The organism is Streptomyces sp. P6-2-1 (assembly GCF_050613165.1).
Lineage (GTDB): Bacteria > Actinomycetota > Actinomycetes > Streptomycetales > Streptomycetaceae > Streptomyces.
This window is the reverse complement of record NZ_CP192513.1, coordinates 7,072,552-7,091,577: the sequence shown is the minus strand read 5'-3', so window position 1 is coordinate 7,091,577 and position 19,026 is coordinate 7,072,552. Positions and strand designations below refer to the sequence as shown.

The window sequence follows — 19,026 nt, the reverse complement described above, 5'->3', positions numbered from 1 at the left end:
CCGCTCAGCTCGCGGGGCCGCCCGGCCACGTACCGCTCGCCAGGAACGTCTCCAGGGTCGCGGTGTACGGGGTGATGTCGAGCCCCTGCGCGGCCAGCCACTCGTCCGCGTAGTACTTGTCGAGATACCGCTCGCCCGGGTCGCACAGGAGCGTGACGACGCTGCCCCGTTCGCCGTGCGCGACCATCTCAGCGACGATGCGCAGGGCGCTCCACAGCCCGGTCCCCGTGGAACCGCCCGCCTTGCGGCCGAGGACACGTTCGAGGAAGCGCACGGCGGCGATGCTCGCGGCGTCGGGGACCTTCATCATGCGGTCGACGGCGCCGGGCACGAAGCTCGGTTCCATGCGCGGGCGGCCGATGCCCTCGATGCGCGAGGCGCGGTCGCTCACCGCGTCCGGGTCGCGGTGGGTCCAGCCCTCGTAGAAACAGGAGAAGTCGGGGTCGGCGACGCAGACCCGGGTGTCGTAGCGCATGTAGTGGACGTAGCGGCCGAGGGTCGCCGAGGTGCCGCCCGTGCCCGCCGTGGCGACGATCCAGGCGGGTTCGGGGTAGCGCTCCTCGCGCAGTTGCTGGTAGATCGACTCGGCGATGTTGTTGTTGCCGCGCCAGTCGGTCGCGCGTTCCGCGTACGTGAACTGGTCCATGTAGTGGCCGCCGGTCTCGGCCGCGAGGCGGGCGGATTCCGCGTAGACCGTCCGGGGGTCGTCGACGAAGTGGCAGCGGCCGCCCTGGAACTCGATGAGCCGGCACTTCTCGCGGCTCGTGGTGCGGGGCATGACGGCGATGAAGGGAACGCCGATGAGGCGGGCGAAGTACGCCTCGGAGACCGCGGTGGAGCCGCTGGACGCCTCGACGACGGGGGCGCCCGGCCTGATCCAGCCGTTGCACAGCGCGTAGAGGAAGAGCGAGCGGGCGAGGCGGTGCTTGAGGCTCCCCGTGGGGTGCGTCGACTCGTCCTTGAGGTAGAGGTGCACGTCCCAGTGGGCGGGGAGCGGGAAGCGGAGCAGGTGGGTGTCGGCGCTGCGGTTGGCGTCGGCCTGCACCTGCCGGACGGCTTCCTTGAGCCAGGCGCGGTAGGAGGGGTCACTCCGGTCGGCGTCGAGAGTGCGGGCCGGGGCGTCGGGCGTGGACGCCGGGGCCTCGGGGGTGTGCGCCGGGGGGCCGGGGCGGTTCTGCTCGGGGGTGGGCACGACGCCGCTCCTGGGGAAATGGGCGCGGGAGGCCGCGCGCGGGCTGATGGGGCCCGATCCTAGACCCCCTCGCACCACTTCTCACCTGCATAAACACCTCTTTGAGCGACCGAAGCACGGGCTTGGGGGCACACGGTCTGCGGGCGGGAGCACGACGGGCTCACGAGGACGTCCGCAGTGCGCGCCGGGGCTCGCTCCACCCCGTACACATGCGCCCGCGCGCGCCTCCACCAGGGGTCCCGGGCCCTGGTGCGGGGCCCCTGGGCCGTGCAGACTGCACCACGGACGCGCGCCCCGTGGCCACAGCCGACGGGGGTCGCCGCGCGTGACGCGGGAGGCGTGTGGTGGTACGGGCCGTGGCGACGAGTTGCGGGGTCCGCTGCCCCGGGTCACCCTGGACTCACCTCACTCTGGGTCAACCGGCGATGACGCTGTGAACCAGCCGCCGTACCGGTCCCCCTGTACGTCGGCGGGAGTGGGAACCGCCGGCCGCGAGCATCGTCTTCTTCCGGACTCACCTCGGGGAGTGACAGCCGTGATCAGCCAGCCCAGCAGGCACTGCGCGGTGGAGCTTCAGGCCCTGCCGTCGCGGATCGGCCAGGTCCGCAGAATCGTGTCCGCCCAGTTGCGTTACTGGCACCTCGACGCCTTGATCGACCAGGCGACGCTCGGGGTGACCGAATTGCTCACCAACGTGCACCGGCACGCGGAGCCCGACAAGACGTGTGCCGTGGAGATCGAGTTCCTGCTCGGGGTGCTCACCGTCTCGGTGCGTGATCGCGACCCGAAGGTGCCTCAGCTGCGGCGCGCCCCTGACACGGAGACGTGCGGACGCGGCCTCGCGCTGGTCGCGGCCGTGAGCGAGAGCTGGGGCGTGCGCCCCGACGAGCGCGGCAAGGTCGTGTGGTTCACGCTCGCGGCCGCCGACGAGGGGGCGCCGGTCCCCGCGGTGGCTCCGCGCCACCCGTACGGGGCGGGCGCGGAGCCGTTCGCGGAGGTACGGGCGGAGGAGCACGCCGCACGGCGGAGCATGCGGGCGGCCGCGCTGGGGTGAGCGCGGCAGGCCGGGAACCGTCGAGGGGCCGAGGGGCGGGTCAGCCGGACGCCGCCTTCCCGCCCAGCGGAGCCCGACGCGGCGACACCCTGCGGCGGCTGATCCGCCAGCCCTCCGCGGTGCGCACGACCGTGTCGTGGTAGGTGACGGAGCCGCAGGAACCGTCCGCCAAGACGCCCAGTCCCTTGGAACGGGCCTCCACCCGGCCGTCCGGCGCCACCGTGACGACGATGTTGGTGACGTGGTGCGCGACGGGGTTGCCCTCTCCCCGTGCCCATGCGGCGTCCCGGAAGGCGGTGATCCCGGTCAGCGACTCGCCGCCGAAGTCGGTGAGGTCGTAGACCACGTCGGCCGTGAACAACTCCTCCAAACGGTCCAGGCTGCCCTCGTCGACGAGGTGACCGTGCAGGGAGATCAGTTCGGTGATGGCCAGGCGGTCTTCCAGTGCGAGTGACACAGGACTCCTCTCCGGTCAGGGCTCCCTCCGGCCCGAGCCGAAGAGCGCCGGACCGGTAGCGATGCGGCGTCGGCACGGCTCCGCTCCGCCACCGCTGCTCGGGTACCGGGGCGGGGCCGTGGAGATCGTGATGGTCCCTTACCGAGGACCAGCCTGCCACCGACTTCGTGTCCCCGTACCCCGATGTGCCCCGGTCCCCGCCTTCGGCGCCCCGGCCCGCTCCCCGGACGGTCAGCCGCCCAGGGCGGTGAGCGGGTCGTCGAGGACCGGTTGCCACGCGAGTTCGGCGGCGCCGACGAGGCTGCCGCGGTCGAGCGCGGTGGCGAGGACGGGGACGCTGCCGCTGCGGCCCCACAGGCTCCGGTCGGCGACGACGGCGTGGAGGCGGTCGGGCGCCGCGGTGAGAAGGGTGCGGTGGAGGCCGCCGAGGAGGATGCGGTCGGGGTTGAGGATGTTGACGAGGCCCGCGAGACCGAGGCCGAGGCGGTCGGTGAGCATCTCGACGGCGGCGCGCACGGCGGGCTCCTCGCCGTGCGCGGTGATGAGGTCCTGGGCCTCTTTGAGCTGCGAGTCGCCCGGGGTCCTGCCGAGGGCGAGGAGGAAGGCGCGCGGGTCGGTCTCGACGTCGAGGCAGCCCCGCGATCCGCAGTAGCAGGGGTGTCCCCCGGGGCGTACGACGAGGTGTCCGACCTCCAGGGCGAGTCCCGAACCGCCGGTGTGCGGGCGCCCGTCGACGACGAGGGCACCGCCCACGCCGCGGTGCCCGGTCGCGACGACGAGCAGGTGGCGCGCGCCGCGCCCGGCACCGTGGCGGTGCTCGGCGAGTGCCATCAGGTTGATGTCGTTGCCCGCGAAGGCGGGGACGTCGAGTCCGGCGGCGCGGACCTGCGCGGCGAAGATGTCGCGTACGGGGGCGCCCGCGGGCCAGGCGACGTGCAAGGGGTTGAGCGCCGTGCCCTCGGGTTCGGCGACGGCGGACGGCACGGCGAGCCCCGCGCCCACGCAGCGCCGGCCGGTCTCGCGCAGCAGGGCGAGGCCCGCGGCGACGACGGAGCCGAGCACGTCGGCGGGATCGGCGCCGACCATCGCGCACCCGGGCGAGGTCGCGACGAGCTGCCCGCCCAGGCCGACGAGAGCGGCACGGTAGCCGTCCGCGTGCACCTGCGCGGCGAGGACGACGGGGCCCTCGGGGTCCAGCGCGAGCCGGTGCGAGGGGCGGCCGTGCGAGCCTGCCGGGGCGGCGGGACGCGCGTCGACCCTGATCAGACCGAGGGACTCCAGCTCGGCGGCCACGGCGCCCGCGGTGGCGCGCGTGACACCGAGCGCGGAGGTGAGGACGGCGCGGGTGGGGGCGCGCCCGGTGTGGACGAGTTCGAGCGCGGGCCCGAGCGCGCCGCGACCGCGTTCGAGACGGGTGCGCTCCCCCCGTGCCCGCTCCGCCGGGGTCCGTCCCCGCGCGGTGAGTTCCCCCGGGGCCCGCTCCCGCGCCGCGCGCTCCTCCGGAGTCCGCTCGCCCCGGGTACGGTCCACGGCCGCACCGTCGACCCGCACGCTGTCCGGGGTGCGGGCCCCTGCCTCCTTGCCGTTCATGTCGGCGAGTCTGTCATGCCCCGTCACCCGCGCACCGCGCCCCACCTGTGCCGCTCCGTGCCGCGCTCACCCGGGCAGGCCCGTCATGCGCAGCGTGATGTTGAGCCGTCCCCGGGCCAGTCCGTCGCCCGGGTCCCCCGTGCCGGGACGGACCTTGGGGACGCCGTGGTACGCGAAGCGGGAGGGGCCGCCGAAGACGAGGAGGTCCCCGGACTCCAGCTCGACGTCCTGCCACGGCCTGCCCCGCGTCTCGGTGTTGCCCAGGCGGAAGACGCACGTGTCCCCCAGGCTCAGGGAGACGACGGGCGCGGAGGCGCGCTCCTCCTTGTCCTGGTGCATCCCCATCGTGGCCCCCGGTCCGTAGAAGTTGACGAGGGCGACGTCGGGCTCGAAGCGCGTGGCGGCCTCCTCGTCGTCGTACGCGGCGGCGATCGCGCGCCTGCCCAGGTCGCCGAGCCAGCCGGGCAGCGGGAGGACCGGGGCGCCGTTGACGTCGTCCGCGGTGCGGCTGTACCGGTACGGAATCCAGTGGCGGCCGAGGCAGAGGCTGTCCACCGACATGACGCCTCCGCGCGGCAGCCGCGCCTTGCGCATCGGCACGGGCCCCCGCGCCCAGTCCCTGCATGCCTCGACGAGCGCGCGGCGCCGCTCGGGCGGCAGCCAGTCGGGCACGTGGACGGCGCCCGGGGCGAGCGTGGTGCGAAAGCGCGGCAGGAGCGTGGCCATGCCGTCCATGCTCGCACCCGGGTACGACAACGAGCCGGGCCCGCGAGGGGCGAGAGGGGGCACGGCGCCCTCGTACCGCCGGCCCTTGTTCGCGCCCCCGATGCGCCCCCTCCTCCCCCTTGTGAGCCGTCCGCACCCCCCGTACGCTGATTTTGTGTCGCTCCTGAACAAAGTAGGCCGCGCGCGTTCCGGCCGCCCGCGCCCCGTCATCGCCGACGGCTCCCCCGGCTCGCTGCTGCGGCTGCGCGCCGCGATCACCGTCTTCTTCGCGCTCGACGGCTTCGTCTTCGCGGGCTGGGTGGTGCGCATCCCTGCCATCAAGGAGCAGACGCACGCCTCGGCGAGCGCGCTCGGTCTCGCCCTGCTCGGCGTCTCGGCGGGCGCGATCGTGACGATGGCGCTCGTGGGGCGCGCGTGCGGGCACTTCGGGAACCACCCCGTCACGGCCGCGTGCGCGGTGCTCGTCTCACTCGCGATCGCGCTGCCGCCGCACATGCACACGGCGTGGTCGCTCGGTGCCGTCCTGCTGGTCTTCGGGATCGGGTACGGGGGGATCAACGTCGCGATGAACAGCGCGGCCGTGGACCTCGTGAACGCGCTCGGACGCCCCGTCATGCCGAGTTTCCACGCCGCCTTCAGTCTCGGCGGGATGCTCGGCGCGGGCCTGGGCGGTCTCGTCGCCTCGCACCTCTCCCCCTCCTGGCACCTCGCGATGCTCGCGCTGATCGGCCTCCTCGTCACCGCGGCGACCACCCCGGCCCTGCTGCGCCACCGCGCCCCGGGCACCCCGGCCCCGTCCCGCCTCGCCGAACCCGCTCCCGGCGCCGGCCTGCCGGAGCCGACCGGCGGCGGGGCGGCGGCGAAGGCGCCCGCGCGCGGCAGGATCACGGGCGTCGTCGTCATCCTCGGCGTGGTCGCGCTCTGCTCCTCGTACGGGGAGGGCGCGATGGCCGACTGGGGCGCGCTCCACCTCGACCAGGACCTGGACGCGAGCGCGGGCACGGCCTCGGCGGGGTACTCGCTCTTCGCGCTCGCCATGATGACGGGGCGGCTCTCGGGCACGGTGCTCCTCGAACGGCTGGGCCCGACCGTCACCGTCGTCGGCGGCGCCTTCGTCTCCGCGGCGGGGATGCTGATAGCCGCGCTCGCACCGACGCTGTGGCTGGCGCTGGTCGGATTCACCGTCATGGGCCTCGGGGTCGCGAACATCTTCCCCGCCACGATCGGCCGCGCGGGCACCATCGCGGGTCCGCAGGGCGTGGCGACCGCGTCGACGCTGGGCTACGGCGGTCTGCTCCTCGGACCCCCTGTCATCGGTTTCATGGCCGACTGGTTCTCGCTGCCGACCGCGCTGCTCAGCGTCTCGGTCCTGGCGGCGCTGGCGGGCGTCGTCGCGTGGACGACGCGACGGGCGGGCGAGCCCCGTACGGGGCGCGAAGACGCGGCGGCCGCGGAGACGGCCTGAGCCGCGGGGCCGCCGCGAAGGGCTCCGGGCCCCGTCGGAGGCACGAGGCCGTAGCGGGCCGGCCCTTGGACCGGCGGGCTATCCCGAGGAAGCCGCTGGGACGGACCCGGCCGAGGTGTACCTGCGGTGCGCGGGGCGGTGCGCCGCGTACGAGACGCGCGCCGGAGCCCTCGCCGGGGACGGCGGCGCGCTGACGCTCCCGGCGAACCGCCGCCCCACAGGCACCGATCGTGTTCCTCGGTGTGCCGGGGCCGCTCACGCCCGTCGACGCGGGTGCGTCAACGGGGCTCGGCCTCTGCCCGGACCGCCGCGACGAGCGGGGCGGGGCTCGGACCGCCGGGCGGCACCGGTGTCGTCCCGGGCCGCGCGGCGGCGGACCCCGTACCGCTGTCCGAGAGGCGGCCGGGCGCGTGGGCGCGGTCCTGAGGGGGCTCGGCGTCGTCGCGGACGCGCGCGGGCAGGAGTGCCTGGTGCGGCCGGGCAGGCAGGGCGCCGGTCCGGCGGCGGAACGCGAGGGCGGTCCCGCGCGAGGAGCCGCCGCTGCCGCGCCTCGGGGGCCCGCGCGCGTCGGTGCGGGAACTCATCGCCGCCGTGCCCGCGGGCGCGCCACCGGTCGTCCGGCCTGCCGCCCGCAGAGCGGGCGGAGCTTCACCGCGCCGACGCGGGAACCGGGCCGCCGTCGGTGTCCGGCCAGGCGCCGGGCATGCTCGCCGGGGTGGACAGCGGTCTTCCCGCTGCCCCGTCTCCGGTGGGCATCGCGTCGGAACGGGAGCCGCCGCGGGGCGAAGGCGGCCCGGGCCTCGCGCGGGGGCTCCGTACGAGAGCGCCTCCGTTCGCGCGCCCCGACGCCTTCTCGTACGGGGGCGTCCCGGCCCCTTTCCCTGCGGGAGGGGCCGGGACGCCCGGCGTCGTGTCAGCCGCGGGCCCCCGCCCCCGTGCCGTCCGGGGTCTCCTCGGCCGCCGTGTCGGCGGCCGGGCTCGGCTCGCTGCCCGAGGCGGAGGCGCCACGCTTGCGCGGCTGCGGGTCCAGGCGCTGGAGGGCGCGGTTGGCGAGCGGGTGGTTGCGGACCAGCTCGGCGAGGGTGAGGGAGCCGCGTGTGATGCGCGCGAAAGCGCTCCACGCGGGGCGGACGGTGGTGAGGGCGGTGTGGAAGAGGCCGGGGCGCCGCTCGAAGATGCCGAGCAGACGCTGGCCGACCGCCATCTCGACGCCGAGGCCCGCCTTGATGGCGAAGGCGTAGTTGAGGGCCTGGCGGCGGGCGTCGACCGCGTCGTGCGCCTCGGAGACGCGTACCGCCCATTCGCCCGCGAGACGGCCCGAGCGCAGCGCGAAGGAGATGCCCTCGCGGGTCCACGGCTCCAGGAGCCCGGCCGCGTCCCCTGCGACGAGGACACGGCCGCGCGAGAGCGGCGAGTCCTCGGTGCGGCAGCGCGTCAGGTGGCCGCTGGAGACCTTCGGTTCGAAGCCGGAGAGCCCGAGACGGGCGACGAAGTCCTCCAGGTACCGCTTGGTCGCCGCGCCCTCACCGCGCGCGGAGATGACGCCGACCGTGAGGGTGTCCCCCTTGGGGAAGACCCAGCCGTAACTGCCGGGCAGGGGGCCCCAGTCGATGTGCACCCGGCCCTTCCAGTCGGCGGCGACGGTCTCGGGCACCGGGATTTCCAGTTCGAGGCCGAGGTCCACCTGGTCGAGTTTGACGCCGACGTGCGCTCCTATCCGGCCCGCGCTGCCGTCCGCGCCGACGACGGCCCGCGCGAGCAACGTCTCGCCGCCCTGGAGGACGAGGGCGACCGTGCGCCGGTCGGGCACCGCAGGGCCGTGCTGCTCGACGCGCTGCACGACCGCTCCGGTGCGCAGTTCGGCGCCCGCCTCCTGCGCGGCCTCGACGAGCTTGAGGTCGAACTCGGGCCTGTTGACGAGGCCGAAGAGCATGTGCCTGGCCTTGCGCGTGCGCTGGTACTTGCCGTCGAGGCTGAAGGTGACGGCGTGCACCCTGTCCTGGAGCGGCAGGTCGAAGCCCGGTGGCAGGCTGTCCCTGGACGGGCCGATGATGCCGCCGCCACACGTCTTGTACCTCGGCAGCTCCGCCTTTTCGAGGAGCAGGACGCGCCGCCCCGTGACGGCCGCCGCGTAGGCCGCCGAGGCTCCGGCGGGACCCGCGCCGACCACCACCACGTCCCACACCCGTGAGGTGGCCGCCGAGTCCTGAGCTGTGTTGTCGCTGCTCACGATGTGCTTCCGCTCCCCATCCCGCTGTTGACTGCTGTGCGTGACCCCGGTTTCCCGGGGCATCCTACGGCCGGGCGGCAGGTGGTCCGGCTGTGGGAGTATCGAGAGATCGTTCGCTGTGCACACACTCGCGCGCGAGCCCTGTACCCGCTACAACGTCGCAGCCCCCTGGAGGGTGCCCATGTCGCCGAATCCGCTCGCGGAATCCGTCGCTTCCCTGATGCCGCACGCCCGGGAGGAACTGGCGCGGTTGGTGGCTTTCCGGTCGGTGGCGGACTTCGAGCAGTTCCCGCGCTCCGAGTCGGAGGGCGCGGCCAGCTGGGTCGCGGACGCGCTGCGCGCGGAGGGCTTCGACGACGTCGCCCTTCTCGACACGCCGGACGGTACGCAGTCGGTGTACGGCAGGCTCGCGGGCCCCGAGGGCGCGCCGACGGTGCTGCTCTACGCGCACTACGACGTGCAGCCGCCGCTCGACGAGGAGGCGTGGCGGACGCCGCCCTTCGAGCTGACGGAGCGCGAGGGGCGCTGGTACGGGCGCGGCACGGCCGACTGCAAGGGCGGTGTCCTCATGCACCTCCTCGCGCTGCGCGCGCTCCAGGCGAACGGCGGCGTGCCCGTCACGGTGAAGGTCATCGCCGAGGGCTCCGAGGAGCAGGGCACGGGCGGCCTGGAGCGCTACGCGGAGGAGCACCCCGAGCTGCTGCGCGCCGACGCGATCGTCATCGGCGACTCCGGGAACTTCCGGGTGGGCCTGCCGACCGTGACGACGACGCTGCGCGGCATGACGATGGTGCGGATCTCGGTCGACACGCTGGCGGGGAACCTGCACTCGGGCCAGTTCGGCGGGGCCGCGCCCGACGCGCTCGCGGCGCTCGTGCGCGTACTGGACTCGCTGCGGGCCGAGGACGGCTCGACGGCCGTCGACGGGCTCGAAGCGGACGCCGAGTGGGACGGGCTCCAGTACGCGGAGGAGGACTTCCGCGCGGACGCGAAGGTCCTCGACGGCGTGGAGCTGATCGGTTCGGGGACGGTTTCCGACCGTATCTGGGCGCGCCCTGCCGTGACGGTGCTGGGCATCGACTGCCCGTCGGTCGCGGGTGCCACCCCGTCCGTGCAGGCGGCGGCGCGTGCGCTGGTGAATCTGCGCGTGGCGCCCGGGCAGGACACCGTGAAGGCGACGGAGCTGCTGAGGGCGCACATCGAGCGGCACACGCCGTGGGGCGCGCGCGTGGCGGTGGAGCAGGTCGGCCAGGGCCAGCCGTTCCGCGCGGACACGACGAGCCCGGCGTACGGGGCGATGGCGCGCGCGATGGCCGTCGCGTACCCGGGCGAGGAGATGCAGTACGCGGGGCAGGGCGGCTCGATCCCGCTGTGCAACACCCTGGCGGGGCTGTACCCGGAGGCGGAGATCCTGCTCATCGGGCTGAGCGAGCCCGAGGCACAGATCCACGCGCCCAACGAGAGCGTGTCGCCCGAGGAGCTGGAGCGGCTCGCGGTCGCTGAGGCGGTCTTCCTGACGGAGTACGCGACGAGCGGACGCTGAGGAGTACGGGGCGGGGGGCCACGCGCGCGCCGAGCCGCGCCGCTCGCGCACGTGACGGGCGGCCCGCCCACGTGACGGGCCGTGCCGCCGGGGCACGGCGCCGCGCCTTTGGGTGCCCGTGCCCGGCGCTCAGCCCTGAGCGTAGCGGCGTGTGAAGCGGGTCCGGGCCGCGCACGCTCCGGGCATGGAGATCTTGACGGTACGGCCCGGCTTGCATGTCTTCCGCTTCCCCGTGGGACAGGCATACCTGTGGCACGGAAGGGACGAGGACGACACGCTGACCCTGGTGGACGCGGGGCCGGTGGGCGCGGGTGAGGAGATCGCGGGGGGCATACGGGGGCTGGGGCTCGATCCCGCCCGTCTTGCGCGCGTCGTGCTGACGCACGCGCACGAGGACCACAGCGGCGGAGCGGCTGAACTGGCCCGCGCCTACGGGGCCGAGGTGGTCGCACACCGCTGGGAGGCCCCGTACGTACGCCAGGAGACGCCCTTGCCGCCGCCGGACCTGACCGAGGAGGAGCTGCCCCTCTGGGAGGCGACGCGGGGTCTGCCGCCCGCGCCACCGACGCGAGTGGACCGGCTGGTGGAGGACGGCGACCCGCTTCCTTTCGGCGGCGGCGCACGGATCGTGCACACACCGGGCCACACCCCGGGCAGCGTCGCGGTCCATCTTCCCCTGCACGGCGTCCTGTTCACGGGGGACACGGTGGCGGTGACGGACCGGGTGCGCCTCGGGGTCTTCTCCATCGACCGCGAGGCCGCCCGCGCCTCGCTCCGCCGCCTCGCGGTCCTGGGCCCGAGCGTGCTGTGTCCGGGGCACGGCGAGACGGTGACGGAGGACGCGGCGGCCGCGCTGGTGTACGCGGCGGAGCGGGACGGGGGGTTGTAGGCGGGGCGGGGGTGCAGGCGGGGCGGGGGCGACGCACGGCGGCGGCGCGGAGGCGATGCCGGCCCGGTGAGCCGCTTGCCGCCGTACCTGCGGACATCCGGGCGGGGAGCCGTTCCCCGGCTCAGTCGGGCAGCGGTGTCCCCCGCTCCAGGTAGGCGATCGTCCCCGTGCGCCGCGCGCGCAGGGCCCACCGGAGGCGCGCGTAGCGGACGGGGGGCAGGAGCTTCGCCGCTTCCTCCTCCGTGACGAAGCGCCAGTCGCGCAGTTCCGGGCCGGGGAGGGCCAGTGAGGCGTGCGCCGCGTCGGGGAGGCGGCCGCCGTCGAAGAGGAGACGCATCCCGCCGAAGGCGGGGGGTACCGGGGGTTCCCAGTCGACGACGAGGAGGCGGAGCGTGCCGCGCAGGCGGATGCCCGTCTCCTCCACGACTTCGCGCAGCCCCGCGAGCGAGGGTGCCTCGCCGCGTTCGACGACGCCGCCGGGGAACTCCCACCCGGGTTTGTACGTCGGGTCGACGAGGAGGAAGCGGCCGGTCTCGTCGAAGAGGAGCACTCCCGCCGCGAGTGTCTCCGCCGTGGGCTCGGCCGTCTGCACGATCGGGCAGGCGGGCAGGGCACCGGAGGCGAGCAGCCCCGCGAGCGCCTCGGCGGTGGGGCGGGGGCCGCGCGCGTCGGCGGGAAGCGGGTGCGCGTCGGCGGCGAGCCACTCGGCGAGCGCGGTCGCATAGGCGGTGTCGGCGGAGCCGATGACGCTCGCGGGGCGGGTACGGGTCGCCGTGACGGCGAGGTGGTCCCCCTGCGCCGCCTCGACCCGTACCGCCTCCGTACGCACCGGTTCCGCCCATGCGTGCAGGATCGTTTCGTCAGCCTCGATCCGCACATGGTGCACAGCGATCGCGCGCGAGGCGAGGCGACCGAAGAGGTGGTCGCGCCGCTCCTGCGCGTACAGCGGGAGCGGCACCACGAGCGCGCCGCCCACCTCGTCGAGCAGCGCGGCCGCCGTCTCGACGAACAGGCGGCGCCACAACGGCAGGTCGAGCGGGTCGCTCCCCTCGGGCGGCGGCACCGGGAGCCGCGCGAGGAGGTCGCGCGGGTCGAACAGCGTGCTGTCCGGGAGCACGGCGCACACCTCGCGGGCGACGGCCCGCACCGCCGCACCCGACGCCCCGTTGATCCAGACGATCACGGTCCCCCCTCTCTTCGTGGCCCCCTGTGGCTTGCCCGGTCCGCACAGGAACGAAAACCCCCGGGGGCGCGAGCCTCCCCGCGGGGGCACACGAGGGCGGGTGACGATCCGTTTCGGGGGCATACGCCTTGGCACGGACGAACGAGATCGGCTGGAGCGGGTGGAGGTGCGCCATGACGCACGCACAGGTACTGGAGCGTTTCCCCGCGGGCGGCCCGCGCGGCAGCTGGCCGGCGGAGGAGCGGGCGGCGCGGGAACGGGCGGCGGGCAGGGCGGCGACGGTCGTCATGGACCTCGCGTCGGACGACTACCTCGTGGTGGTCGAGACGGACGAAACGACCGGGAAGCTCGCGGCCTGACGGGCGCCACGGGCCGGAGGGACGCGTGGGGCCACGGCATGGACGGGTGCGGCCCCAGGGGGCGTGAAGCGGCGCGCGAGGTGCGAGTGGAAGCGCGGGGGCGCACCGGCGCACGCGGTGGGGCGCTCGGGGAGCGCAGGGCGTGTGCCCTGGTCGGCGCGGTGGTCAGGACCGTATCGCGTGTCCCACGGGAGACGGATGTTTTCCCCGATATCGCCCGAACGGCCCTCACGCACGGCAATCTGTCCCTCGCGGACTGTTCCCTTTCAACGCGAGGACGCACCATGTCTCAGGTTCCCGACGCGCCCCTTGGCATCGGCACCGGCCCGCTCAGCGCAGCGCTTCAGGAGGAACTCGCCCATCTGTGGCGGGACCTCGACGACGCGCGGCACGGAGCCGTCAACGGGTACTGGTCGATGCGCTGCGACTGGCTCGTGAGCCGTATCAAGCGGATCACGCCGCTCGTCGGCCCGACCCCCTATCAGCACATCCAGACCCCGCTCCTGGAGCAGGGCATCTACCAGCGCGTGCACGCCGAACTGGGGATGCCCGCGCCGGTGGACATGGACGAGGTGGCGGCCCGTCACGACACGGAGGAGGCGCTGCCGGCGAGCACGCGCTGACCGGGCCGGGCCCCCGGCGTCCCGACCGCACGTCGAAGCGTCTCTCGTCGTCCTGTCGAGGCATGCTTCGACGTCCGGTCGAGTCATGTTCGGCGCGGCCTCCGGCACGGCCCGGCCCACTTCCCGGTGCGGGTCCCGTCGGCATCCGTACGGGACCCGGCCGCGTTGCGGTGCGGGTTCGCCCCGGGCGGGACGGGTCCGCTCAGGCGGGACGGGTCCGCTCAGGCCGCCCCCGTCCCACTCCCTTCGAAAGGCCCCTGCGGGGCGAGGTGGCGCAGCGCGCCCGCCGCCGCGCCCACGAGGCCCGCGTCCGTGCCCATCTGCGCGGGGACGACCTCCAGGCCCTGGACGAAGGAGAGCGTCGCGTACTCCTTGAGCGCGGCGCGCAGCGGGGTGAAGAGCAGGTCCCCCGACTTCGCCACGCCGCCGCCGATGACGGCGATGTCGATCTCGACGAGCGTCGCCGTCGCGGCGATCCCCGCGGCGAGCGCCTGCGCCGCGCGGTCGAAGGAGGCCCGGGCCACGCGGTCGCCCGCACGCGCCGCCGCAGCGACCCCGGCGGCGGTCGCGTCCCCGTCGGCCCCCGGCTCCCAGCCGTCCGCGAGAGCACGCCGGGCGATGTTCGGGCCGCTCGCGATGCGCTCGACGCAGCCCCTGCCACCGCACGGGCACAGGTCCCCGTCGAGGTCGACGCTGATGTGACCGATGTGCCCCGAGTTCCCCGTGGGCCCCGGGCGCACCTGGCCGCCGAGAACGAGTCCGCCGCCCACTCCGGTCGAGACGACCATGCACAGCGCGTTGTCGTGGCCGCGCGCCGCACCCTGCCAGTGCTCGGCCGCCGCGATCGCGACGCCGTCCCCGACGAGGCTCACCGGGAGGTCCCCCGTCACCTCGCGGACGCGCTCGACGAGCGGGAAGCCGCGCCAGGCGGCGACGTTGACAGGGCTGACGGTGCCCTCGCTCGCGTCCACGGGCCCCGCACTGCCGATCCCGACCGCCCGCACCGCGTCCCAGTCGGAGGCGTTCCTGAGTTCGCCGAGAACCCCGGACACGGCACCCATGACCGTCTCGCCGTCCTCCTTGGCGAGCGTCGGCCGCTGCGCGCGGGCGAGGATGCTCCCCCGCCCGTCGATCAGGGCGCCGGCGATCTTGGTGCCGCCGATATCGAGTGCGGCGACGAGGTCCGTGTGCATAGGAGTCCGTATCTTCCTGGTGAAAGCGAGGAGACAGGGCGAGGGTCATTCTGTCCCCGATCATTCTCTCCCCGGACTGACAACGTTGTCTAGGTTCTATGCTCAACGCCACGGACTCCCGACCAGACAGGACCCTCTCGTGGCACAGACCGCCCGCCGACCTGCCCCGCGCTACGGCAACCGCCCGACGATGAAGGATGTCGCGGCCCGGGCGGGCGTGGGACTCAAGACGGTCTCGCGCGTGGTGAACGACGAGCCGGGCGTCACCCCGGACACCGAGCGACGGGTGCGCGAGGCGATCGCGGCGCTCGGTTTCCGCAGGAACGACAGCGCGCGGGTGCTGCGCAAGGGCCGCACGGCGAGCGTCGGTCTCATCCTGGAGGATCTCGCCGACCCCTTCTACGGACCGCTGAGCCGCGCGGTGGAGGAGGTGGCGCGCGCCCACGGCGCCCTGCTCATCAACGGGTCGAGCGCCGAGGACCCGGAACGGGAGCGGGAACTCGCGCTCGCGCTGTGCGCGCGGCGCGTGGACGGACTCGTCGTCATTCCGGCGGGTGACGACCACCGTTACCTCCAGCCGGAGATCGCGGCGGGGATGGCGGCGGTCTTCGTGGACCGCCCGGCGGGCGGCATCGAGGCGGACGTCGTGCTGTCGGACAGTTTCGGTGGGGCCCGCGACGGAGTACGGCACCTGCTCGCGCACGGGCACAGGCGCGTCGGCTTCATCGGCGACATGCCCCGTATCCACACCGCGGCCGAGCGTTTGCGCGGCTACCGCGCCGCGCTCGCCGAGGCGGGGATCACGCCCGACCCGGAGTGGGTCTCGCTGGGTGTGACCGATCCGGGGCGGGTAAGGGACGCGGCGCACGCGATGCTCGCGGGGCCCGAGCCCGTGACAGCGGTCTTCGCGGGGAACAACCGCGTGACGGTGACGGTGGTCCGGGTCCTGGCGGAGCACGTGCGCCCGGTGGCGCTCGTCGGCTTCGACGATTTCGAGCTGGCCGACCTGCTCGATCCCGGGGTCACGGTCGTGGCACAGGACGCCGCCCAGCTCGGGCGCACGGCGGCACAACGCCTCTTCGGCCGTCTCGACGGCGCGGCCCACGAGGCCGAGCGCTTCATCCTGCCGACGCGGCTCATCCCGCGCGGCTCGGGCGAGCTGCCTCCGGCGGTCTGAGGAAGTCTCATCCTTGAGTAGAGGGTGACTCTTCCCGCGTACGCCCCGCGAAGGCTTCGATGCGCTCCCTCTCCAGTCCGGTGCGCGTGGTGATCTCGTCGCTGCCGAGCGCTTCGCAGTCGGCGCCACGCAGGAGGTGGCTCGCGAGCGCGCGGGCGGTCGCGGGTTCGTCGAGGACGTCACCGCCGCTGCGGGCCGCGTAGGCGGCGAGGCGGTCGGCGGCGCGTTCCCAGTCGGCGCGATAGAAGGCGTAGACCGCCGCGTAGCGGGTCGGCAGGTGGGCGGGGTGCATGTCCCAGCCCTGGTAGTAGGCGCGGGCCAGTGCGCGCGTCACGAGGCGGTGGTGCAGGCGCCAGGCGGCGTGCACCTGCTCCGTGGGCCCGACGGGGAGCACGTTGGTGGAGCCGTCCGAGAGCCGCACACCCGTTCCCGCGGCGGCGAGTTGCATGACGGCCTTCGCGTGGTCGGCCGCCGGGTGGTCGGGGGCCTGGTGCGCGGCACTGACGCCGAGGGCGGCGCTGTAGTCGAAGGTGCCGTAGTGCAGCGCCGTGACGCGGCCCTGCCCGGCGTCGATCATGCGGGCGACGGTCGCGGCGCCGTCGGGGCCGAGCACGGCCTGCGCGGTCTCGATCTGGATCTCGAAGCCGATGCCGCCGGGTGCGAGTCCCCTGGCCTCCTCGAAGGCACCGAGGAGGCGCGCCACAGCGGTGACCTGGGGCGCGTACGTGACCTTCGGCAGCGTCAGGACGAGGCGTGCGGGCAGGCGGGGCGCGGCGTCGAGCAGCGCGGTGAGGAAGAGGTCGAGCGTACGGATGCCCCGCTCGCGCACGGCGGCCTCCATGCACTTGATCCTGATGCCGAGCCAGGCGGGGACGCGCGCGGGATCGGGATCGGCGCAGGCAGCGGCGACCAGGCGCGCCGCGCGCACCGCGTCGGCGTCCTCCTCGGCGTCGGGCCGCACCCCGTACCCGTCCTCGAAGTCGATCCGCAGGTCCTCGACGGGCTCACCGCGCAGTTTGGCGCGCACGCGCGGGTACACCTCCGCCGCGAGCGCGGGGGCGAGGCCCACGGCGGCGGCGAGCGAGGCGGCGTCCGGCGCGTGCGCGTCGAGCGCGGCGAGCGCTTCGTCGCCCCACGTACGGACGGTGTCCGCCCCGAAAGCGTCGGCAGGCACGTACACGGTGTGCACGGGCTGCCGGGTGCCGGGGTCGCCCGGGTAGCGCCTCGCCAGTTCGGCGTCGACAGGCGCGAGGAGGTCCGCGACCTCCTTCGCCGCGTGCGGGCCGAGCGTGCCGCGTACCGGCTCCTGCGGGTTCATGCGGCTGCCTCCCGTGCTCAACAATCCGTTGAGGGAAGGTAAGCGTGCCCGTACGAGGGCGTCAACGGCACACCGCGCGGCGGGTCCGTGGGCCACGGGGACGGCCCCGTGTCCGCCGGGGGGGCGGGACGCGGGGCCGTGGTCGCTCGTGCGAGAAGGTGTCAGCCCTTGCGGGCGTTGACCTCTTCGGTGAGCTGGGGCACGACGTTGAAGAGATCACCGACCACGCCGTAATCCACCAGCTCGAAGATCGGGGCCTCCTCATCCTTGTTGATCGCCACGATCGTCTTCGACGTCTGCATCCCCGCACGATGCTGAATCGCACCCGAAATACCCGAAGCGATATACAACTGCGGAGACACCGTCTTACCGGTCTGACCGACCTGGTTGGCGTGCGGATACCAACCCGCGTCCACCGCCGCACGCGACGCACCCACCGCCGCGCCCAGGGAGTCCGCCAGGGCCTCGATCAGGGCGAAGTTCTCCGCACCGTTCACCCCACGACCACCCGAGACCACGATCGCCGCCTCCGTCAGCTCCGGACGCCCCGACGACTCACGCGCCGTCCGCGACGTCACCCGCGTCCCCGACGCCGCCTCCGAGAACGACACCACCAGCTCCTCGACCACCCCAGCAGCCGCAACCGCCTCCACCGGCGCCGAGTTCGGCTTCACCGTGATCACCGGAATACCCCGGGACACCCTCGACTTCGTCGTGAACGACGCCGCGAACACCGACTGCGTCGCCACCGGACCATCCGCACCCGCCTCGACGTCCACCGCGTCCGTGATCAGACCCGAACCGATCCGCAGCGCCACACGCGCCGCGATCTCCTTGCCCTCAGCCGACGACGACACCAGCACAGCCACCGGAGACACCGCTTCCACCGCGGCCTGGAGCGCGTCCACCTTCGGCACGACGAGGTAGTCCGCGTACTCCGCCGCCTCCGACGTCAGCACCCGCGCCGCACCATGCTCACCCAGCACACCCGCCGTCTGCCCGGCACCCGCACCCAGCGCGACCGCGACCGGCTCACCCAGACGACGCGCCAGCGTCAGCAACTCCAACGTGGGCTTGCGCACCGCGCCATCCACGTGATCGACGTAAACAACAACTTCAGCCATGACAACGCTCCAGCCAGAGAGAGGGATTTCGAGAAGGGCTCAACAGAAGGGCTCAGATGAACTTCTGGCCCGCGAGGAACTCGGCCAGCCGCTTGCCACCCTCACCCTCGTCCGTCACGATCGTCCCCGCCGAACGCGCCGGACGCGCCGCCGCCTCCTCCACCCTCGACCACGAACCCCCGAGACCGACCTCGCCCGCCTCGACCTGAAGATCCTCCAGATCCCAGGACTCCACCGGCTTCTTCTTCGCCGCCATAATCCCCTTGAACGACGGATACCGCGCCTCACCCGACTGGTCCGTCACCGACACGACCGCCGGGAGCTGCGCCTCCAGCAGCTCCGACGCCGCGTCACCATCACGACGGCCCCTCACCACACCGCCCTCGACCGACACCTCGGACAACAACGTCACCTGCGGAACCCCCAGCCGCTCCGAGAGCAACGCCGGAAGCACACCCATCGTCCCGTCCGTCGACGCCATCCCGCACACCACCAGGTCGAACCCGGCCTTCTCGACCGCCTTCGCCAGCACCAGCGACGTGCCGAACACATCCGTGCCGTGCAAGTCGTCGTCCTCGACATGAATGCCCTTGTCCGCACCCATCGACAACGCCTTGCGCAACGCGTCCTTCGCGTCCTCCGGACCCACCGTCAACACCGTGATCTCCGCGTCACCAGCCGCGTCCGCGATCTGAAGCGCCTGCTCCACCGCGTACTCGTCCAACTCCGACAACAGACCGTCCACATCCTCACGGTCCAACGTCAGGTCATCGGCGAAACGCCGGTCACCCGTCGCGTCCGGCACGTACTTCACACAGACAACGATCCTCAAGCTCACGCCGGCTCTCCTACTGCATCGTCGGTTACTCGGCTGCGTCCTGCCCGCAGCATAGGCGCCTGAAG

At 73.9% G+C, this 19,026-nt stretch carries 18 protein-coding genes; 7 read left to right on the top strand and 11 right to left on the bottom strand.

The annotated features are described in order from the left end of the window. Nucleotides 1-4: 4 nt before the first annotated feature. Nucleotides 5-1,192, bottom strand: coding sequence for a PLP-dependent cysteine synthase family protein (locus ACQYWQ_RS29810; RefSeq protein ID WP_431038913.1), 1,188 nt, complete (start codon nt 1,190-1,192; stop codon nt 5-7). Nucleotides 1,193-1,727: 535 nt separating this feature from the next. On the opposite strand from ACQYWQ_RS29810, the gene ACQYWQ_RS29805 reads away from it, so the two are divergent. Further along, entirely contained in the window at nt 1,728-2,246 is a 519-nt protein-coding gene (locus ACQYWQ_RS29805; RefSeq protein WP_431038912.1) for an ATP-binding protein, read from the top strand. Nucleotides 2,247-2,286: 40 nt separating this feature from the next. Here ACQYWQ_RS29805 and ACQYWQ_RS29800 read toward each other — a convergent pair whose 3' ends face one another. From ACQYWQ_RS29800 to ACQYWQ_RS29790, 3 genes are all read right to left on the bottom strand, one after another. After that, complete coding sequence (locus ACQYWQ_RS29800; RefSeq protein ID WP_431038911.1) at nt 2,287-2,703, bottom strand: nuclear transport factor 2 family protein; 417 nt, start codon at nt 2,701-2,703, stop codon at nt 2,287-2,289. A gap of 231 nt (nt 2,704-2,934) precedes the next feature. Continuing rightward, a complete protein-coding gene (locus tag ACQYWQ_RS29795) occupies nt 2,935-4,293 on the bottom strand; it encodes an ROK family protein (RefSeq protein WP_431038910.1) in 1,359 nt (452 codons plus the stop codon). 66 nt (nt 4,294-4,359) lie between these two features. Next, a complete protein-coding gene (locus ACQYWQ_RS29790; protein WP_431038909.1) occupies nt 4,360-5,019 on the bottom strand; it encodes an alpha-ketoglutarate-dependent dioxygenase AlkB family protein in 660 nt (219 codons plus the stop codon). A gap of 163 nt (nt 5,020-5,182) precedes the next feature. On the opposite strand from ACQYWQ_RS29790, the gene ACQYWQ_RS29785 reads away from it, so the two are divergent. After that, the gene (locus ACQYWQ_RS29785; protein ID WP_431039404.1) at nt 5,183-6,484 is read left to right on the top strand and encodes an MFS transporter; all 1,302 of its coding nucleotides are present in this window, start codon (nt 5,183-5,185) and stop codon (nt 6,482-6,484) included. Between the two features lie 278 nt (nt 6,485-6,762). On the opposite strand, the gene ACQYWQ_RS29780 is transcribed toward ACQYWQ_RS29785, so the two are convergent. After that, a complete protein-coding gene (locus tag ACQYWQ_RS29780; protein ID WP_431038908.1) occupies nt 6,763-7,068 on the bottom strand; it encodes a hypothetical protein in 306 nt (101 codons plus the stop codon). Between the two features lie 329 nt (nt 7,069-7,397). Further along, on the bottom strand, nt 7,398-8,714 hold the full coding sequence (locus ACQYWQ_RS29775; RefSeq protein WP_431038907.1) for a geranylgeranyl reductase family protein: 1,317 nt from the start codon (nt 8,712-8,714) through the stop codon (nt 7,398-7,400). 181 nt (nt 8,715-8,895) lie between these two features. Here ACQYWQ_RS29775 and ACQYWQ_RS29770 point away from each other — a divergent pair, with 181 nt between their 5' ends. Together ACQYWQ_RS29770 and ACQYWQ_RS29765 are read left to right on the top strand one after the other, a co-directional pair. Beyond that, entirely contained in the window at nt 8,896-10,257 is a 1,362-nt protein-coding gene (locus ACQYWQ_RS29770) for a dipeptidase (RefSeq protein ID WP_431038906.1), read from the top strand. A gap of 184 nt (nt 10,258-10,441) precedes the next feature. Further along, a complete protein-coding gene (locus ACQYWQ_RS29765; protein WP_431038905.1) occupies nt 10,442-11,146 on the top strand; it encodes an MBL fold metallo-hydrolase in 705 nt (234 codons plus the stop codon). A gap of 121 nt (nt 11,147-11,267) precedes the next feature. Here the strand turns inward: ACQYWQ_RS29765 and ACQYWQ_RS29760 are convergent, their stop codons facing one another. Beyond that, a complete protein-coding gene (locus ACQYWQ_RS29760; RefSeq protein WP_431038904.1) occupies nt 11,268-12,329 on the bottom strand; it encodes an NUDIX domain-containing protein in 1,062 nt (353 codons plus the stop codon). A 173-nt stretch (nt 12,330-12,502) separates the two neighbouring features. Between ACQYWQ_RS29760 and ACQYWQ_RS29755 the strand changes: the two genes are divergently transcribed. Together ACQYWQ_RS29755 and ACQYWQ_RS29750 are read left to right on the top strand one after the other, a co-directional pair. Beyond that, entirely contained in the window at nt 12,503-12,688 is a 186-nt protein-coding gene (locus tag ACQYWQ_RS29755) for a hypothetical protein (protein ID WP_431038903.1), read from the top strand. 284 nt (nt 12,689-12,972) lie between these two features. After that, nucleotides 12,973-13,311 (top strand): hypothetical protein, encoded by a 339-nt coding sequence (locus tag ACQYWQ_RS29750; RefSeq protein WP_431038902.1) that lies wholly within the window; start codon nt 12,973-12,975, stop codon nt 13,309-13,311. 221 nt (nt 13,312-13,532) lie between these two features. On the opposite strand, the gene ACQYWQ_RS29745 is transcribed toward ACQYWQ_RS29750, so the two are convergent. Continuing rightward, nucleotides 13,533-14,504, bottom strand: coding sequence for an ROK family protein (locus ACQYWQ_RS29745; protein ID WP_431038901.1), 972 nt, complete (start codon nt 14,502-14,504; stop codon nt 13,533-13,535). Nucleotides 14,505-14,643: 139 nt separating this feature from the next. On the opposite strand from ACQYWQ_RS29745, the gene ACQYWQ_RS29740 reads away from it, so the two are divergent. After that, nucleotides 14,644-15,681 (top strand): LacI family DNA-binding transcriptional regulator, encoded by a 1,038-nt coding sequence (locus ACQYWQ_RS29740; RefSeq protein ID WP_431038900.1) that lies wholly within the window; start codon nt 14,644-14,646, stop codon nt 15,679-15,681. Between the two features lie 7 nt (nt 15,682-15,688). Here the strand turns inward: ACQYWQ_RS29740 and ACQYWQ_RS29735 are convergent, their stop codons facing one another. From ACQYWQ_RS29735 to ACQYWQ_RS29725, 3 genes are all read right to left on the bottom strand, one after another. Next, nucleotides 15,689-16,999, bottom strand: coding sequence for a DUF6986 family protein (locus tag ACQYWQ_RS29735; protein WP_431038899.1), 1,311 nt, complete (start codon nt 16,997-16,999; stop codon nt 15,689-15,691). 161 nt (nt 17,000-17,160) lie between these two features. Beyond that, nucleotides 17,161-18,123 carry an electron transfer flavoprotein subunit alpha/FixB family protein gene (locus tag ACQYWQ_RS29730; RefSeq protein WP_431038898.1) on the bottom strand — a complete coding sequence of 321 codons (963 nt, stop codon included), beginning with the start codon at nt 18,121-18,123 and terminating at the stop codon, nt 17,161-17,163. A 52-nt stretch (nt 18,124-18,175) separates the two neighbouring features. After that, entirely contained in the window at nt 18,176-18,961 is a 786-nt protein-coding gene (locus ACQYWQ_RS29725) for an electron transfer flavoprotein subunit beta/FixA family protein (RefSeq protein WP_431038703.1), read from the bottom strand. Nucleotides 18,962-19,026: the final 65 nt, after the last annotated feature.